Below are 16,344 nucleotides of genomic sequence, written 5' to 3' on the forward strand. Positions count from 1 at the left end.
CAGGAAACTGCGAGCAACAACCGTGCCGTACTCTCAATTAGATCAAAGCCGGAGCTGGCTACCCATTTGGGCTGCGCGATTTTACTGAGCGGGAGATACTGCTCCCCCCTCACTGCCCGGAGCGACGCAAGGTGATCACCTTGCCCTTTTTGACTTTCGGCGCGGTGATGCTGAGCTCAGCCAAGTCAGCGTCAAACGAGAGCTTGGAGTAGTCCTCCCCCGCAACTGGGGTCAGTTGCTCGATGTACTTATCGGGGCCGACCAGTGCCTCATAAGGCGCACTGCTCACACCATGCTCCAGGTAGTATTGCTGAGCCGCAGCATCGAGACGGCGCAAGTTTTCGAGAACCCCCTTTTCCAGTGCCGAATTACGCACCATCGCAAAGACGGGCAGCGCCATGGCGGTCATCAACCCGATGACGATCAGGACGATCAGGATCTCGATCAGGCTAAAAGGCTTGGGCTCGGTGACTTGAGTACTCATGGGAGGGCAGGCAGGACGGGTTGGTTGATGAAAAGGTGGCCGCCAACGGTGAGAAAAAAACCGCCGCACACAACCGCCCTTTCTCTTTTACCCCTCACAAGCGACCCGGTGGTGGGCCCGCAGGGATTCGAACCCTGAACCAAAGGATTATGAGTCCTCTGCTCTAACCGTTGAGCTACAGGCCCGCGACGCGCACGTCTCGCGGAGACGGGCCGAACACGAAGAACGCCCTCACGCTGTAGGCGCAAACGCCATGGCGACAAGCGCTTTCCCTCCACTCGTCCTTCCCCCCCAAAAAAGCCTGCACGGTACCGGGGAAACCAAGCACCAAAGCAGGCTAAATTAGAGGAAACCACAGTACCTACCTTTTAGATGGAGCAAGCAACTCAAACTGGACAGGCTCACCCGTATCTGAGGCTGAGCTCACCCACAAGTCGAATAGTCCAGGTTCGGCAGTGTAATCGCCATTCTGTGTGGTAAACTCCAAGTCGTGCCGACTGAGACCGAAGCTGACCTGCTGCGACTCACCGGGCTGTAGCCCGATCTTGGTGAACTTCTTCAGCTCGCGCACGGGGCGCACGCGACTGGCTACCCGGTCGCGAATGTACAGCTGCACAACCTCTTCTCCGAAGACCTTGCCAGTGTTGGTAATCGTCGTGGTAATCTGCAGTTCCTCATCCCACCCCAACTTCTCCTTACTTAACCGCGGGGTGCCATAGCCGAAAGTCGTGTAGCTAAGCCCGTGACCAAAGGCGTACAGTGGAGCATTCGGGTACTCGCGCCAACGACTCCCCCCGACGTGTTGACCTGTAGGCAGGTGGTTATAGAAAAAGGGCTGTTGGCCAGAATGTTGCGGAAAACTGACCGGCAGTTTGCCCGAGGGGTTATAGTCTCCGAATAACACATCCGCAATCGAGTGGCCATTCTGCGTGCCTAGAAACCACGTCACCACGATTGCTTGTGCATCACGTACCGCGCCTTCCAGAGCCAATGCCCGACCATTGCGTAGCAGTATAACAACGGGCTTTCCAGTAGCCGCCACTGCCTCCACCAAGGCCTGTTGAGGAGCGGGCACAGTAAGCTCAACCCTCGACTGTCCTTCGCCGCTGTGAAACTTATGCTCACCCACGGCTAGTACTACCACATCCGCACGGCGAGCCGCAGCTACAGCGGCTTCGATACCTCCCTCTATGGGGCTTTCGATATCTGAGCCTGTCACAATTTCTAACAAACTCTGATCACGAACAGCAGCACGCACTCCTGCCTCCAACGTAACAAACCGAGACTCGACTCCAGAAGCCCATGGTCCAGCAATGTTTTCAATATCCTGAGCAAAAGGCCCTATCAACGCGATACGCTGACCACTCTTTCGCAGCGGGAGCAGGCTGCCTTCGTTTTTCAGAAGTACGATAGAGCGCCGCCCGGCCTCGCGAGACAACGCGTCTTGTGAGGCGATGAGTGCCGCGTATGCTGGACGCTTAGGATCTAAGAAATCTGCTTCGCGATCAGGATCCAACGAACGATAAGGGTTGTCGAACAGGCCAATCTTTTCCTTTAGGGTCAAAACCCGACGCACCGCATTATCGACTACAGACTCAGGGACTTGGCCGCTACGCACCAAGGCGGGAAGGTGTTCAACATACGCATTTCCGCGTAAAGCCACATCCAAGCCAGCCAATATCGCCTTGCGTACCGCGTCTTCATCATCGGCTGCGTAGCCATGCATGACCATTTTGGCTACTGAGTTCCAGTCGGAAACAATAACGCCTTGGAACCCCCATTCGTCACGTAGCACATCATTCAGTAAAAGGCGACTGCCCGTCGCCGGAATGCCATTGAGGGAGTTAAATGCACTCATAACTGAGAGAGCCCCAGCGTCCACTCCTCCTTTGTGCGGGGGGAAATGTAGATCACGCAAAGCCTCTAGGGAAATATCAACTTGCGCGTAGTCCCTCCCCCCCATTGAAGCACCGTAGCCGGCAAAGTGCTTCATTGTAGCAATCTGGCTATCGGGAGCACGTATATCGTCGCCCTGGAATCCACGCACTCGGGCAGCTGCAAAAGCACTACCCAGAACAGGGTCCTCACCCGAACCCTCGACCACTCGGCCCCAGCGCTGGTCACGAGCAAGGTCCACCATCGGTGAATAGTTCCAGTGGATCCCTGTAGCTGTAGCTTCAACAGCAGTAGCACGCGCCGTACGACGGGCCAGCTCCGGTTCAAAACTGGATGCTTCGCCAAGGGGAATAGGCCAAATCGTTCGGCTCCCATGCAGCACATCTGCAGCAAAAAGAAGCGGTATACCGAGACGGGTTTCCTCTACCGCAATACGCTGGAGCTGAAGGGCGCTAGCGACCCCCCCACCACCATAGAACGAACCTATCAGGCCATCTTTGAGCCACGTAAAAGTCCTCTCAGCAGCGGGGTACTTAGACCTAAGAGATGCTATATCGAGTGGTTCTTCACCTTGCAAGCCTGAACGAGAAGCGGTATTCAACTGCCCGACCTTTTCTTCCAAGGTCATCTGCGCGAGCAAAGCCTCAACTCGGTCAGAAGCCCTAAAGGGAGAGGCCCGGGTCTGAGCTCGAGGGCTGGCAGTGTAGGAGCTCGTCGGGAAAGCAAATACCAAACAAGCCGCAAGTACGCAAAGGAACGCAGGGGGTGTATTTCTCATAACGGCGACAGCGGAGGAGGGACTTGGAAATACCGCAACCCCTAACTGGGTAATAAATCACGCGGTAAGTTGCCTCAAAACGCCCCCCGCCTCCGTGGAAAGGGCAGCGCTTCTTGTCGCAATTTATTCGCGTCTGCCCCTCAGAAGCTCAGGGTGTTGACGAGGGTCCAGCTTTGGCCGCTGACGATGCGGTAGGCGGCGGGGCGGCCGTTGGGGTTGTAGGTGATCGGGATCAGGCCTTTCTTCTCAAAGGCGTCTTTGATGTTGAGCTGGATGCGCCAGTGGATCTTGCGCGTGAGCTGGCGCGTGTAGCCGATCCACAGGTCTACGTTGGTCTCGGCGGGGCCTTTGTAGGGGCGGCTGAAGTCGTACCTGATTTGGCGCGGGTCGTCTGGATCTCCCGCAGGCGGATAGCCGAGTGCGACGCTGGACTGGTAACGCAGGCCGCCACCGATGTTCACGCCTTTGAGGATGCTGCGGTCGAACTCGTAGTTGCTGATGAGGTTGATGCGCCATTTGCGCAGCTCGGGGACGGTCGTGTTTTCGTAAAGCTCGGCGCGGCGCCACTCGCTGCCGGGAGCACCAGAGAGGCCTTCGCCGTCGAACCAGTTTTTCCCCGCCGTCATGACGTCTTCAGTTCCGTAATAGTGGTGCATGCGCGCGACGCCGCCGGGGATTTGCAGGGCTTCATCAATCAAGCCCATCAACTCGCGCATGTTGGCATTTCCCACGTTGAGGCGGCGGGCCTGCGCTCAAACGCTCTGCACTGTAACCGTTGCATCGCTGCGGAGTGCCGAGGTAGGCGGCTCCGCAGAGCTACGCAGGCCACGGGTACGCAGACTTTCTGCGGCCAAAAAGCGCCTCCCTGTACGGGCCACCAAAAACGCTAATACCCGAGAGTGGCAGCCCATAAGCTGCGCCTCATTTTTCAGGCGCGCATTGCCTCCGCCGCGCAGCCCTGTACGACTCGTACCCAAGTGTCCTCCGAGTTCGCCGCATCGTCCCTCACAAGCTCCACCTCCATAAAACGCACGCTCCCGTGGCTCGTCGCCATCGCTCTGTTTATGGAGCACCTCGACTCCACGGTCCTCAACACCGCGATCCCCGCCATGGCCGAGAGCCTGCGCGTCCAGCCGCTCGCCCTGCGCAGTGTGTCGATGAGCTACATGCTCGCGCTGGCGGTCTTCATCCCGATCAGCGGCTGGATGGCAGATCGCTTTGGTACGCGGCGCGTGTTCATGGGAGCCATCGCGATTTTCGCGCTGGGCTCGCTGCTCTGCGGGATCTCGGTGGGCGTACCGATGATGGTCTGCGCGCGCCTGCTCCAGGGCATAGGCGGGGCGATGATGACGCCCGTGGGGCGCGTCGCACTCGTGCGCAGTTTCCCGCGCTCGGAGCTCCTGCGCATGACAAACTACGTCATCATCCCCGCGTTGATCGGCCCGATGGTGGGGCCCTTCATCGGCGGGCTGATCGTGCACTGGCTGCACTGGCGGGTGATCTTCCTCATCAACCTGCCGCTGGCCTTGTTCGGCCTGTGGATGGTGCGGCGCTACATGCCCAACTACTTCGACGAAGAAACGCCACGGCTCGACCACACCGGCTTCGTACTCTTCGGCGCGGGCATCGCCCTGCTCTCCTACGCGCTGCAAGCCCTCGGCGACCACACGCTGGCCGCTGGCCGCCTCAGCCTGGTGACGGCGATTTCGCTGCTCCTCCTCGCCGCATACGGCTGGCACTCGCGCCGCACCCACAAGCCCGTCCTCTCCCTGTGGCTGTTGCAGCGGCGCACCGTGCGAGCCTCGGTGATCGCGGGCGGCGTCTCGCGCCTCGGGATCGGCGGCATGCCCTTTGTGCTGCCCCTGCTCTACCAGATCGGCCTCGGCTACACGCCGTGGCAAGCAGGGCTGCTCATGATCCCCAACGCGGGTGCGGCGATCCTCATGAAGGCCGCCAGCACACGGCTGCTCGCCCGTTTCGGCCACCGCAGGATTTTGATCAGCAACACGGTTTTCGTCGGAATCATCATCGGACTGTTCGCACTCATCACGCCGGGCATCTCCGTGTGGTGGATCATCACGCTGAGCTTCATGCAGGGCTTCTTCATCTCGATGCAATTCACCGGCATCAACTCACTGGTCTACGCCGAAGTCGAAGACCGCGATGCCGCCAAGGCCAGCAGCCTGGCCAGCACCGCCCAGCAGCTCACCTTCAGTTTCGGGACGGCCTTTGCCGCGCTGCTCGCTGGCTGGTTTCTGGCAGGCCGCAACCAGAGCGACGCGGCGGAGTTCCTCAATGCCCTGCACGGCGTATTCATCACCATGGGCCTCGTCACGATCATCTCTTCGCTGTGCTACCTGCGGCTGCACCCCAACGATGGAAACAACATCAGCGGCCGCGCGGGTGAGGCACCGCGCGACTATTGATCCGCGGCACCGGGCCCGAAGCGCCCGGCGCCGTGCGCCTCACTTGTGATCCCAGGGGAGCCGCAGCTTGAGCTTGTCCTGTTTCCAGACCTCGAAGACCTCGAACATTTTACCCGGGTTGAGGATTCCCCTGGGGTCGAGTGCCTGCTTGATCGCCTGCATGGCGCGGACTTGCGCGGGCGAGTGCTGGATCCGCAAGAAAGGCGTCTTCGCCAGCCCGATCCCGTGCTCGCCCGAGATCGCGCCGCCCATCCCGACGACGGTGCGCATGAGCCGCTCGACGGTGGCCTCGGCACGGCGCGCCTGGGCGGCATCATCGCGGTTGTACATGATGTTCACGTGCAGGTTGCCATCCGCCAAATGGCCAAAAGTGGGGATGTGCAGTCGCGAGGATTTCTTGAGCCCCGCGAGGAAGCGCATGAAACGCGGGTACGCGCGCATGGGGATTACGATGTCCTCGTTGAGCTTGCTGTCGCCGAGCTCAAACATCGCGCCCGAGCACTTGCGGCGCACGGCCCAGAGCTGCTCGGCCTCCACGCGGTCGCGCGCCACGCGCTGGGCCAGCGAGTGCGCCTTGGCCCACGCGAGCATTTTGCGCGACTCCTCGCGTACCTCGCTCTCCCCCCCCGCCAGCTCAAGAAGGACAACCGCGCGATCCTTTTGCCCGGCAAACACAGGCCGCCCCATCGCGCTCTCCGCACAGTGCACGCTGTCGCGATCGAGAAACTCGCAAATCGCAGGCTGCACGCGCTGGGCAAAGAGCGCGCGCACGGCCTCGACCGCCTCCACCTCGTCCGCAAAAGCCGTCAGCAGAGTCCAGCGCGCGGCGGGCGCAGGCACCAGCTTGAGCACCGCATCGGTCACCACGCCGAGCATCCCCTCGCTGCCAATCCACAAATCGCGCAGGTTAAACCCCGCCGCAAATTTCTTGGTCGCCGTGCCCCACTGCACCCACTCGCCCGTGGGCAAGAAGCCGCTGAGCGCGATCACGAAGTCGCGCGTCACCCCGTACTTGCCGCCATGCAGCCCGCCCGCGTTGCAGGCGATATTGCCGCCGATCGTGCAGAACTCCTTGGAAGACGGATCGGGCGGGTAAAACCAGCCCTGCGCCTCTGCCGCGCGCTGCACCTCGGCCGTGCGCGCGCCCACTTGCACATGCGCCATCCCCGTCTCCGCATCGATGCGGATTTTCTTGAGCCGCAGCATGTCGATGACCCAACCGCCCGCGACAGGAGCCGCCGAGCCCATGAGCGTCGTCCCGCGCCCGCGCACCGTCACCGGCACGCCGTGCTTGTTGGCGAGCTCCAGCACCGGGCCGATCTCCTCGCGGCGACGCGGCGTGATCACCGCCTCGGGCAAAAACGAAAGCTTGCTGCTGTCGAAAGACGCCGCCCAGCGGCCCTCTTCTGACGTATCGACAAGCGCAGGCCCGAGACGTCGCCCGAGCGCTGCCGTGGCTTTGGCAAAAGGTAGCATAGGCTACAGCTCTTACAGACCACCCCGCCCCACGCGAGCCACAATGCAGGTACTGATTAGCCCCTGCGAGCGCGCGGGAGGTAGCGGGGCGTCACTGCCCACGCGCTCGCAGGGGAAGCTCAGTAACTCGCGCTCTCTTGACGGACTTTCGTGCGCGGCCTTGCCTGCGCAGGTATCATTTCACACCTCGAAAAAATCTGCCCTGCCCCAACTCCTCATGAGCCTTCCGATTAAGCCCGCTGCTGCTTGTCACTTTGATCAAATCTCGCTCGGCGAGATCATGCTCCGGCTCGACCCGGGCGAGGGGCGCATCCGCACAGCGCGCGGCTTCACCGCGTGGGAGGGCGGCGGCGAGTACAACACCTCGCGCGGGCTGCGCAAATGCTTCGGCCTGAAGACGGCGGTCTGCACCGCTCTGGTGGACAACGAGGTGGGGCGGCTGATTGAGGACTTCGTGTGCCAGGGCGGTGTCGCCACCGACTTTATCCAGTGGCGCGAGGACGACGGCATCGGGCGCAACGTGCGCAACGGGCTCAACTTCACCGAGCGCGGCTACGGGATTCGCGGCGCGGTGGGCGTGCCCGACCGCGGCAATACGGCGGCCTCGCAGCTCAAGCCCGGCGACTTCGACTGGGAGCACATTTTCGGGAAACTCGGCGCGCGCTGGTTCCACACGGGCGGGATTTTCGCGGCGCTCTCGGAGAGCACGGCAGCGCTCACCATCGAGGCCGTAAAGGCCGCCAAGAAGCACGGCACCATCGTGTCCTACGATCTCAACTATCGCCCCTCGCTCTGGAAAACCATCGGCGGGCTCGCCAAGGCCCAGGAGGTCAACCGCGAGATCGCCCAGTATGTGGACGTGATGATCGGCAACGAGGAGGACTTCACCGCCTCGCTCGGCTTTGAGGTGAAGGGAGCCGACCACGCGATTTCCAAAATCGAGGTCGATGCGTTTAAGGAGATGATCGAAACGGCCGTGCGGGAGTTCCCCAACTTCAAGGTCGCCGCGACGACGCTGCGGCGCGTCATCACCGCCACGAAAAACGACTGGTCGGCGATCCTCTGGCACGGGGGCCAGTTCTACCAGGCGCGCCAGTATGCGGAGCTCGAAATCCTCGACCGCGTGGGCGGCGGAGACTCCTTTGCCTCGGGGCTCCAGTTTGGCTTTCTGGAGTACAACGACCCGCAAAAGGCGGTGGACTACGGCGCGGCACACGGCGCGCTGGCCTCGACTACTCCGGGCGACACGTCGATGGCGACGCGCAAGGAAGTCGAAAAACAAATCGCGGGCGGCGGCGCCCGCGTCGTCCGCTAAGGGGCGCAGGCTCTCCTGTTATGCGGGCCTCTCGTTGGAGGCCTGCGGCCTTCTTCGACCAGTCTTCTTTGGCGTGCAGTCGTTGCCCCGCCGCCAGTGCAACGCGAGCGCAGTCGCACCTCCTCAATAGCAGCTTTGACGCATCGGCACTTCGCGTCCCAGCCTCGTGTTCTCATGACCAAGACCGACTTATTGGAACTCATCGCCAATGGCGAAAACTCAGCGGTCGAGTTCAAGCGCGATGATGTGCGACCAGAGCAGTTGGCAAAAGAGGTCGTGGCGCTCGCGAATTTTCAGGGGGGGCGGATACTGCTGGGCGTCGATGACAATGGAGCGATTTCCGGCATCCAGCGCACGGACCTGGAGACGTGGATCATGGACACCGTATTCGGCCGCTACGTGCACCCGATGATTCTCCCGTTTTACGAAGAGATCGATATGGGCGGCGGCAAGCGGGTCGCCGTCATCACCCTGACAATGGGAACCGCCAAACCGTATGTGCTCCGCCACAATGACCGCGAAGACATCTATGTGCGCGTGGGCAGCGTCTCAAAGCTGGCCTCACGCGAGCAGCAGCTCGCCCTGTTTGGCAGTGGCAAGCTCCTGCACATCGAAGCACTCCCCGTCTCGGGTACGAGCTTGGCCGATCTGGATGAAGCGCGGCTGACCGACTACTTGCGCGATATCGTGGGCGAGCTCCAGGTCCCCGTTTCCAGCGAGGAATGGGAACGACGGCTGACTGGCTTGGGGTTCATGATTGTGCAAGAGGGCAGCAGCGCGGCCCTGTGCACTATCGCTGGGCTCGTCTTGTTTGGCCGCGCGCCGCGCCGCGCCCTGCGTCATGCGGGGATTCGCTGGATGTCGTTTTCCTCGCAGGAAATGGAGTACCAAGCGCAGGACGACACGGTGCTCGGCGGCCCCTTGGCTCCGCTCGCCCTTGGCAAGGCGGGGGCACGAGGGAAAGCGGAGCCCGGACTGGCAGAACGGCTCCTGGAGCGGATGCTGCCCTTCGTTTCAGCAGAAGCGGCAGATATTGACGAATCCCTGCGCCGGAAGCGCCACTACAAGTTCCCGCTGGAGGCAATGCGCGAGGCCATCGTCAATGCGTTGGTGCACCGGGATTGGAGCCGCCCTTCCGAAATTGAAGTGGTTAACTACGCCAATCGCCTGGAAGTCACGAGCCCGGGGCCCCTGCAAAACTCGATGACCGTCGAGAAAATGCTGGCGGGGCAACGCTCTCCACGAAACCCCATCATCGTCGAAGTCATGCGCGACTACGGCTATGTCGATGCGCGCGGGATGGGCGTGCGGCGAAAAATCGTCCCCCTGGTGAAGGAGTTTTCCGGCCAGGACGCGCGTTTTGAGGCAACCGACGACTACCTGCGCGTGACCTTGCCGACACGCAAAGAGACTTAGCCCACCTGTCGTGCAACGCACAGTCTCGGACTGACTGGGCGTGCAGGCGGTGCCTCCGCACCGCTGTGAGAAAGCCTCCTTTTTGCAGGCGGGCCGGTGACAGTGGTGATGTGGAGCAGCCGCTTCTCAACGCCACGTTTTCAGGTCGCGGGCGAGGGCGCCGAAGCCTCCGGGGAAGTCCGCCTCCAGCCTTCGCAGGTCGCCGCGGTGGCGGCGCAGCTCGCGCAGGGCGCAGTCGATCTCCAGTTGGAGCGAGGGGCGCGAGGTGCCGTAGACGCGGGTCTTGAGCTCGGCGCGCGTGTAGGGCGGCCGGCCGCATTCCTGGCCTGCGAGCCACGCCGCTTCGCCGACGCTTTCGTCGCGCCCGCACAGGTACCAGGCCTCCATCGCGGGTACGGCGAGCCCGATCCCGCGAAGCACGCGCGAGCGGCCACGCGCTGGCGGCAGGTTTTTGGTGGCGCGGCGAAAGATCGCGCGGAGCTGGCAGAGGCGGCATTGCGGGTGGTGGTAGCCCGGGGCCTCGTGCTCGACTGTGTGCACGACCGAGTCGTCGGCATCGACGGCGACGATGAGGCCCACCGCGTCGGTATTGAAATGCAGGTGGTGGATGATCGGCGGCAGGACTTGGGCGACGTTGGGCCAGCCGCGCGCGCGCAAGTGCGGCAGCACGCGATCCACCCGCCGTTTTAGAATCGCCTCGGCCAGCACGTGCAGGGCGACTTCGTCTGCGGGCGATTCTCCGAGGAAGGCCAGCTTCATAAGCGCTCACTCCTCGGGCACGCCACCCAGGATCCCGCTAAACCACAGGTCGCCGAGCGAGGCCTCGCCGAGCAGTGCCCCCAGGTCAGCGCGGTCGGCGAGTCGCTCGAAGTGGGCGCTCGTGCCGTGTTTTTGGGAGATGATGATCTCCTCGGGATGGTCTTTGAAAAGGTCGAGCAGGTAGGGCGAGTGCGTCGTCGCCAGTACCTGCACGGGTGGCCGGCGGGACTCGCCGCACTCCGCCGGGTAGCTCAAGCGGTAGAGCAAGTCGCGCAGTGGGCGCAGCAGGCGCGGGTGGATACCGCGGTCGATCTCCTCGACGCAAACAACGCTCGGTGGCTGGGGCTGAAAGGCGAGGTACAGCAGCGCCATCAAGTAGAGCGTGCCCTGCGAGAGATTGTCGGCGCTCACGAGCTCGCCCGCCAGCTCACCGCCCGCCAGCCCGGCGCCGCCATCCGGCGCGGTGACTGCCTCAGCTCCTGCGCGCAAGCGCAACGCGAGCTGCACCGTATCCGCGCTCGGGCGCACAAACTCGATCCCCGAAAACTCGGGCAAGACCCGCCTAAGCTCCTCCTCCAGGCGCGCGAAGGGCGCGGGCTCGCCCGCCTGTAATTGTGCGAGCACCGCCGAGAGGTTGGCGCCATTGCTGGCGAGCTCGGGTAGCACCGCCGCCGTGGCGTTACCTGCGGGAGGCTGCACCGGCACGGGCTCGGCCATCGCATAATGGTCGAACAGGTAGGCGCGGATTCGGTCGATCCAGCGCGTCTGCGCTTTTGCGGCGAGGGCAGCGGCAGCGCTCAACGGGGCGCCCCCTGCGCCGAGAAACTCGATTTGGTCGCAGACCATTTGCGAGACGCAGGACAAGCGAGCGGTGAAAACGGAGCCGCCCTCCCGCCTCTCCCGCCCCGCCCGCTTCGGCTGCCCCTCCCGCCCTTCCCGCTTCTCCTGATCGTGCGGATTGTGCGCCCCCGCCGCTTCCTCTCCTCCCCGCTCTGGCGGCGGGCAAAAGCGAAACTCCATGATTGAGCGATCCGCCCGCGCGGGCTCGACGCGGGGGGGCGGCGCATCAGCGGCTGCATGCAGCCGCCACAACGTGCGCAGCCGCAGCAGCGCCTGGATGAGGCTCGTCTTGCCGCTGCCATTGGGCCCGACGATCAGGTTAAAGGGCCGCAGCTCGACCTGCGCTTCGCGCAGCGCCTTGAAATTATGAAATGCGACGGAAGCGATCACAGCAGGGCGCAGCGTGTCATGTCGTGCGGCCACGACGAGGACTTTTAGAAGGCTCGACCTGCCTCCACGCGGGGCTATCCCTGCGAGTCGCCATGCGCCCTTTGCTTTCGCCCCGTTTCGCAGTCGCCGCCGTGTTTGCCGTGCTGCTCGCACTCACCTCGCCCGCAGCCGAGCCAGAGCAGCAGCCCCCGAGTAAAGAAGAGCCCGCCGCGACCGCCCCCACTCCCGAGCCGGAGCCGCCCGCAAGCACAGCCCAAACTCCGGAGGCCGAGTCACTGCGGCTTGAGCCGCTCATCGTCTCCAGCAGCCGGATATCCGAGCTCGATGTGCAGATCCGCAAGCTCACCAAAAAAATCGACCGAGCTAAGAAGCGGCTCAAGCAAACGAGCTCGCTCGACGAATCGATCAATGCCGACGATCTCCCAAAACTGCTCGCGCTGCTCGGAGGCCACACCACCGGACAGCGCAAGAGCCTGGCCGCCGACAGGCTCACCTTGATGGAGGTCGAGCGCAGTATCCTGGAGGCCCTCAAGCACCCCCGCAGTCTCCGCGACGAAAAGGAGCTCAAGGCGCAGCTCCACGCCATCAAGTCGATGAGCCTCTTGCTGGAAAACCCGTGAGGCGCGAGTGGCTGGCAGCCGCTTGGGCGGCGCCACTCAACATCGGGCATCGGCATCGGCGGCGATGGCTCGTCATTCGATTCCGGTTGGACAGGGCCGCAGCGCGGCCACCCGCCGCCACTGCGACGACCGCGCCCCATCCCAAAGCGCGTCATAGCCGCGAGCCGCAGCCTCGTCCCCCGACGAGCGCAACGGCGCGCCGGACAAAAAGAGCCGCGCGCGCGCCCTTTTCTTACTTGAAGGGTTTCGGGGCGGCCTGTGGCGTGGGCAGCGTGTCTACTACACCCATTTTGATGATCGGGCTTCCCAAGGGCAGCCTCGAGGAGGCCACCAAGAATTTGTTTCACAAGGCGGGCTGGCGGATCACCACGAGCTCGCGCTCCTACCGCCCCGCGATTGACGACCCCGAGCTCGACGGCCGCTTCGTGCGTGCGCAGGAGCTCAGCCGCTACGTCGAGCACGGCTTCTTCGACTGCGGCCTGACAGGCAGCGACTGGATCGGCGAAAACGAGAGCGACGTCGTCGAGATCTGCGACCTCGTCTACAGCCGCGCCTCCTCCAAGCGCTCGAAGTGGGTCTTGTGCGTGCCTGAATCCTCGTCGATCACGCGGCCCGAGCAGCTCGCGGGCAAGCGCGTGGCGACCGAGCTGGTGGGCACCGTGCGCCGCTACTTCGCACAGAAAAAAATCTCCGTGCACGTGGAGTTCTCCTGGGGCGCGACCGAGGTAAAGGTCCCCGACCTGGTCGATGCGATTGTGGACATCACCGAGACGGGAAACTCGATCCGCGCGAACAACCTGCGGATCATCGACACACTGCTGGAGACCAACACGAAGCTGATCGCCAACAAGAGCAGTTGGGCAAATCCGGAAAAGCGCCGCAAGATCGAGACCCTCGCGCTGCTCCTGCAAGCTGCGCTCGAAGCCGAATCGAAGGTCGGCCTCAAGCTCAACATCCGCAAAGACGCCCTCGACAAAGTGCTCGCCGCCATCCCCTCGCTGCGCAACCCGACCGTCTCGCCGCTGAGCAACCCCGAGTGGGCCGCGCTGGAGACGATCATCGACGACCGCGTCGTGCGCGAGATCGTGCCGCAGCTCAAGTCGCTCGGCGCCGAGGGCATCGTCGAGTACCCGCTCAACAAAGTCGTGTACTAGGAACAGTCCACGACTCGCCCGCCTGCGGCGCCAATCCCCCCCCGCACTCCCCACTCGCCCGCACCTCCCCGACTACTCCACTTGCGATGAAACGCACCCTCGGCCTCCTCCAGCACGCCTGCGCAAACGACCCCGCGGCCAACCTGCAAAAAAGCCTCGCGCTCGCCGAGCAAGCGGCGCGCAGCGGCGCACAGATCATCTGCACGCAAGAGCTCTTCCGCTCGCAGTACTTTTGCCAGAGTGAGGATCACGCCCACTTCGCGCTCGCCGAGCCGATCCCCGGCCCCAGCACCGAGGCCTTCCAGGCCCTCGCCAAAAAGTACGGCGTCGTGATCGTCGCCTCGCTTTTCGAGAAACGCGCCGCCGGCCTCTACCACAACACCGCGGTCATCATCGATGCCGATGGCGCGCTGCTCGGCATCTACCGCAAGATGCACATCCCCGACGACCCGCTCTTCTACGAAAAATTCTACTTCACGCCGGGCGACACCGGCTTTCGCGCGTGGCAGACGCGGCTCGGAAAAATCGGCGTCCTCATCTGCTGGGATCAGTGGTACCCGGAGGCCGCGCGGCTCACCGCGCTGCAAGGCGCCGACATCCTCTTCTACCCGACCGCCATCGGCTGGCACCCCAGCGAGAAGCAACAGTACGGCTCCACCCAGCACAGCGCCTGGGAGACGATCCAGCGCGGCCACGCCATCGCCAACGGCTGCTACGTGGCCGCCATCAACCGGATCGGCCACGAAACCCCGGTCGGCGGCGATGGGATCGAGTTTTGGGGCCAAAGCTTCGTCGCCGGCACCAGCGGCCAGATTCTCGCCAAGGCCAGCGCCGACCGCGAAGAAGTGCTCCTGCACGAAGTCGACCTGGGCACGCTCGACATCACGCGCACCCACTGGCCTTTCCTGCGCGACCGCCGGATCGACGCCTACGGCGACCTCGTCAAACGCTTCTGCGACTGAGGACATGGCAGCGCGAAAAAAAGCAGCCGCAGCGGCAAACGGGGCACCCGCGAACTGCTCGGTAAATAACCACTCGCCCTTGGCGGAATCACCTGACGCGGCAGCAACGGACGTGTCGCCAGCAAGCGCCCCGCCCGGGAAACCGGTCGGGCGACCGCGCACGATAGACGGGGCTGCGCTCGTGGCCCCTGCGGAGTGGGAGCCGCAAGCGGGGGTGTGGCTTTCGTGGCCGCACAACCGCAAATCGTGGCCCGGGCAGTTTCGCCCCGTGCCCTACGCCTTTGCGCGCTTCGTCAAAGAGATCAGCCTCTTCGAGCCCGTGCACATCAACTGCGCGGCCCCGCTCCAGCCGCGCGCCCGACGCCTCTGCCAGCGCGCCGGGGCCGATATGCCCCGCGTGCACTTTTACGACCACCCGACCAACGACGCGTGGTGCCGCGACCACGGGCCGATTTTTCTTAAAAACCGGGAGACCGGCGAGGTCGTCGCCAGCGATTGGCGCTACAACGCGTGGGGCGGCAAATACCCGCACGACCTCGACAACCAGATCCCCGCACTCGTTGCCGAAAAGCTCGGGCTGCGCCGGATCGTCTACGACCAGGTGCTCGAGGGCGGCTCGATCGACGTTAATGGACAGGGGCTCCTGCTCACCACCGAGCAATGCCTCCTGCACCCCAACCGCAACCCGCAGCTCAGCCGCGCCGAGATCGAGCACTCGCTAAAAAACGCGCTCGGCGTCTCGCAGATCCTCTGGCTCGGCGACGGCATCCTGGGCGACGACACCGATGGGCATATCGACGACATCACCCGCTTCTACAAGGCCGACGGCATCATCACCTGCATAGAGCCAAACAGGAGCGACGGTAATCAGCCGATTCTGGAGGAAAACCTCCGGCGGCTGCGCGCGTTTCGCACCCCACAGGGGCGGCCCTTCGACATCGTCACACTGCCGATGCCCGAGCCCATCTCCTTCCAGGGCCAGCGCGTGCCCGCCAGCTACGCGAATTTCCTGATCATAAACGGCGCGGTGCTCGTCCCCCAATTTCGCCAACCGCACCTCGACCAAGCAGCGTGCACGACCCTCAGCCACTGCTTCCCCGACCGCGAAATCATCGGCATCGATTGCTACGACCTGATCTGGGGCTTGGGCACCCTGCACTGCCTCTCACAACAAATGCCCGCGTAAACACCGAGCGACTGGCCGAAGATTGCCCTACGCGGGCGGCGGCAGGCGGTGCCTGCACCCGTTTACTGTGCGGCTTGCTGTCGGGCGTTCCGCACAACCCGCAAGCCGCACAGTTGAATGAACTCCCTGACCGGAGCTCAGGTGGGAGTTTAACCCGTAAACTTTTTCGCCGCGCCCCAATGGGTTTCCGCTCCATCCGCATTTGAAGCTCCTGTCCCAGTCGCAACGCGACTGGGGGAGGTCCCGTTAAATTTGGGAATCGTGCTTCGGCACTCCGTGCCGAGGCCGATTCCCAAATTCAATGGCACGTGGCGCCACGCCACCGCTGCACGCGTAGTGCCGCCCCACGCGCAGAGGTCTTCGACCTTTTCATCTGGCGAGCCGCTCTTTGGCCCAACGCGAGCCGCTCGTTGGCTCAGTACAGGGTGCCGTCGATGTGGGTTTCGTCGGCCAGGACGGCTTTTGCGAATTCGGGGGCGTGGGGTGCGAGCGTGGCGAGGAGCGCTTCGGTTGCCACTTCGTGGGTGCCCTGGCCGAGCGGCGCGGAGCTTTCTTGGGCGTACGCATGCAGCTCGCGCAGGACGCATTCGGGGAAGAGCAGGTACAGCTCCAGCAGGTAATCGTCGGGGTGCAGCACGCGGC

Annotated in this window: 14 protein-coding genes and 1 tRNA gene; 7 read left to right on the forward strand and 8 right to left on the reverse strand. The window is 63.4% G+C overall.

What is annotated here, in order from left to right; all coding sequences use genetic code 11:
• Positions 1-109: 109 nt before the first annotated feature.
• From AXK11_RS07765 to AXK11_RS07780, 4 genes are all read right to left on the reverse strand, one after another.
• Positions 110-484 (reverse strand): hypothetical protein, encoded by a 375-nt coding sequence (locus tag AXK11_RS07765; protein WP_068630965.1) that lies wholly within the window; start codon positions 482-484, stop codon positions 110-112.
• A gap of 109 nt (positions 485-593) precedes the next feature.
• A tRNA-Ile gene (locus AXK11_RS07770) sits at positions 594-669 on the reverse strand.
• 176 nt (positions 670-845) lie between these two features.
• Entirely contained in the window at positions 846-3,008 is a 2,163-nt protein-coding gene (locus AXK11_RS07775; protein ID WP_068630967.1) for a glycoside hydrolase family 3 N-terminal domain-containing protein, read from the reverse strand.
• 290 nt (positions 3,009-3,298) lie between these two features.
• A complete protein-coding gene (locus tag AXK11_RS07780) occupies positions 3,299-3,889 on the reverse strand; it encodes a hypothetical protein (protein WP_156469264.1) in 591 nt (196 codons plus the stop codon).
• A gap of 168 nt (positions 3,890-4,057) precedes the next feature.
• Here AXK11_RS07780 and AXK11_RS07785 point away from each other — a divergent pair, with 168 nt between their 5' ends.
• Positions 4,058-5,584 carry an MFS transporter gene (locus AXK11_RS07785; protein ID WP_231865805.1) on the forward strand — a complete coding sequence of 509 codons (1,527 nt, stop codon included), beginning with the start codon at positions 4,058-4,060 and terminating at the stop codon, positions 5,582-5,584.
• Positions 5,585-5,623: 39 nt separating this feature from the next.
• Here AXK11_RS07785 and AXK11_RS07790 read toward each other — a convergent pair whose 3' ends face one another.
• Positions 5,624-7,060, reverse strand: coding sequence for an FAD-binding oxidoreductase (locus AXK11_RS07790; protein WP_068630971.1), 1,437 nt, complete (start codon positions 7,058-7,060; stop codon positions 5,624-5,626).
• Between the two features lie 217 nt (positions 7,061-7,277).
• Between AXK11_RS07790 and AXK11_RS07795 the strand changes: the two genes are divergently transcribed.
• Positions 7,278-8,375, forward strand: coding sequence for a sugar kinase (locus AXK11_RS07795; protein WP_068630973.1), 1,098 nt, complete (start codon positions 7,278-7,280; stop codon positions 8,373-8,375).
• Positions 8,376-8,549: 174 nt separating this feature from the next.
• Positions 8,550-9,791: an RNA/DNA-binding domain-containing protein gene (locus AXK11_RS07800; RefSeq protein WP_068630975.1), complete on the forward strand. Its 1,242-nt coding sequence runs from the start codon at positions 8,550-8,552 to the stop codon at positions 9,789-9,791.
• 126 nt (positions 9,792-9,917) lie between these two features.
• On the opposite strand, the gene AXK11_RS07805 is transcribed toward AXK11_RS07800, so the two are convergent.
• Both AXK11_RS07805 and AXK11_RS07810 read right to left on the reverse strand, forming a co-directional pair.
• Positions 9,918-10,550: a hypothetical protein gene (locus AXK11_RS07805; protein ID WP_068630977.1), complete on the reverse strand. Its 633-nt coding sequence runs from the start codon at positions 10,548-10,550 to the stop codon at positions 9,918-9,920.
• 6 nt (positions 10,551-10,556) lie between these two features.
• Complete coding sequence (locus AXK11_RS07810; RefSeq protein WP_156469265.1) at positions 10,557-11,813, reverse strand: AAA family ATPase; 1,257 nt, start codon at positions 11,811-11,813, stop codon at positions 10,557-10,559.
• Positions 11,814-11,881: 68 nt separating this feature from the next.
• On the opposite strand from AXK11_RS07810, the gene AXK11_RS09870 reads away from it, so the two are divergent.
• The 4 genes from AXK11_RS09870 to AXK11_RS07830 all read left to right on the forward strand — a co-directional run bounded on the left by AXK11_RS09870 (position 11,882) and on the right by AXK11_RS07830 (position 15,702).
• Positions 11,882-12,400 carry a hypothetical protein gene (locus AXK11_RS09870; protein WP_156469266.1) on the forward strand — a complete coding sequence of 173 codons (519 nt, stop codon included), beginning with the start codon at positions 11,882-11,884 and terminating at the stop codon, positions 12,398-12,400.
• A gap of 293 nt (positions 12,401-12,693) precedes the next feature.
• Positions 12,694-13,554, forward strand: coding sequence for an ATP phosphoribosyltransferase (gene hisG / locus AXK11_RS07820; protein ID WP_068630983.1), 861 nt, complete (start codon positions 12,694-12,696; stop codon positions 13,552-13,554).
• A gap of 86 nt (positions 13,555-13,640) precedes the next feature.
• A complete protein-coding gene (locus AXK11_RS07825) occupies positions 13,641-14,516 on the forward strand; it encodes a carbon-nitrogen hydrolase (RefSeq protein ID WP_068630985.1) in 876 nt (291 codons plus the stop codon).
• 112 nt (positions 14,517-14,628) lie between these two features.
• Positions 14,629-15,702 (forward strand): agmatine deiminase family protein, encoded by a 1,074-nt coding sequence (locus AXK11_RS07830; protein WP_231865806.1) that lies wholly within the window; start codon positions 14,629-14,631, stop codon positions 15,700-15,702.
• Positions 15,703-16,117: 415 nt separating this feature from the next.
• Here AXK11_RS07830 and AXK11_RS10090 read toward each other — a convergent pair.
• Positions 16,118-16,344 (reverse strand): hypothetical protein (locus AXK11_RS10090; RefSeq protein ID WP_197456847.1); only part of this gene is annotated, 227 nt, incomplete at its 5' end.

Source organism: Cephaloticoccus primus, from assembly GCF_001580015.1.
In the GTDB taxonomy this organism is placed as follows: domain Bacteria; phylum Verrucomicrobiota; class Verrucomicrobiia; order Opitutales; family Opitutaceae; genus Cephaloticoccus; species Cephaloticoccus primus.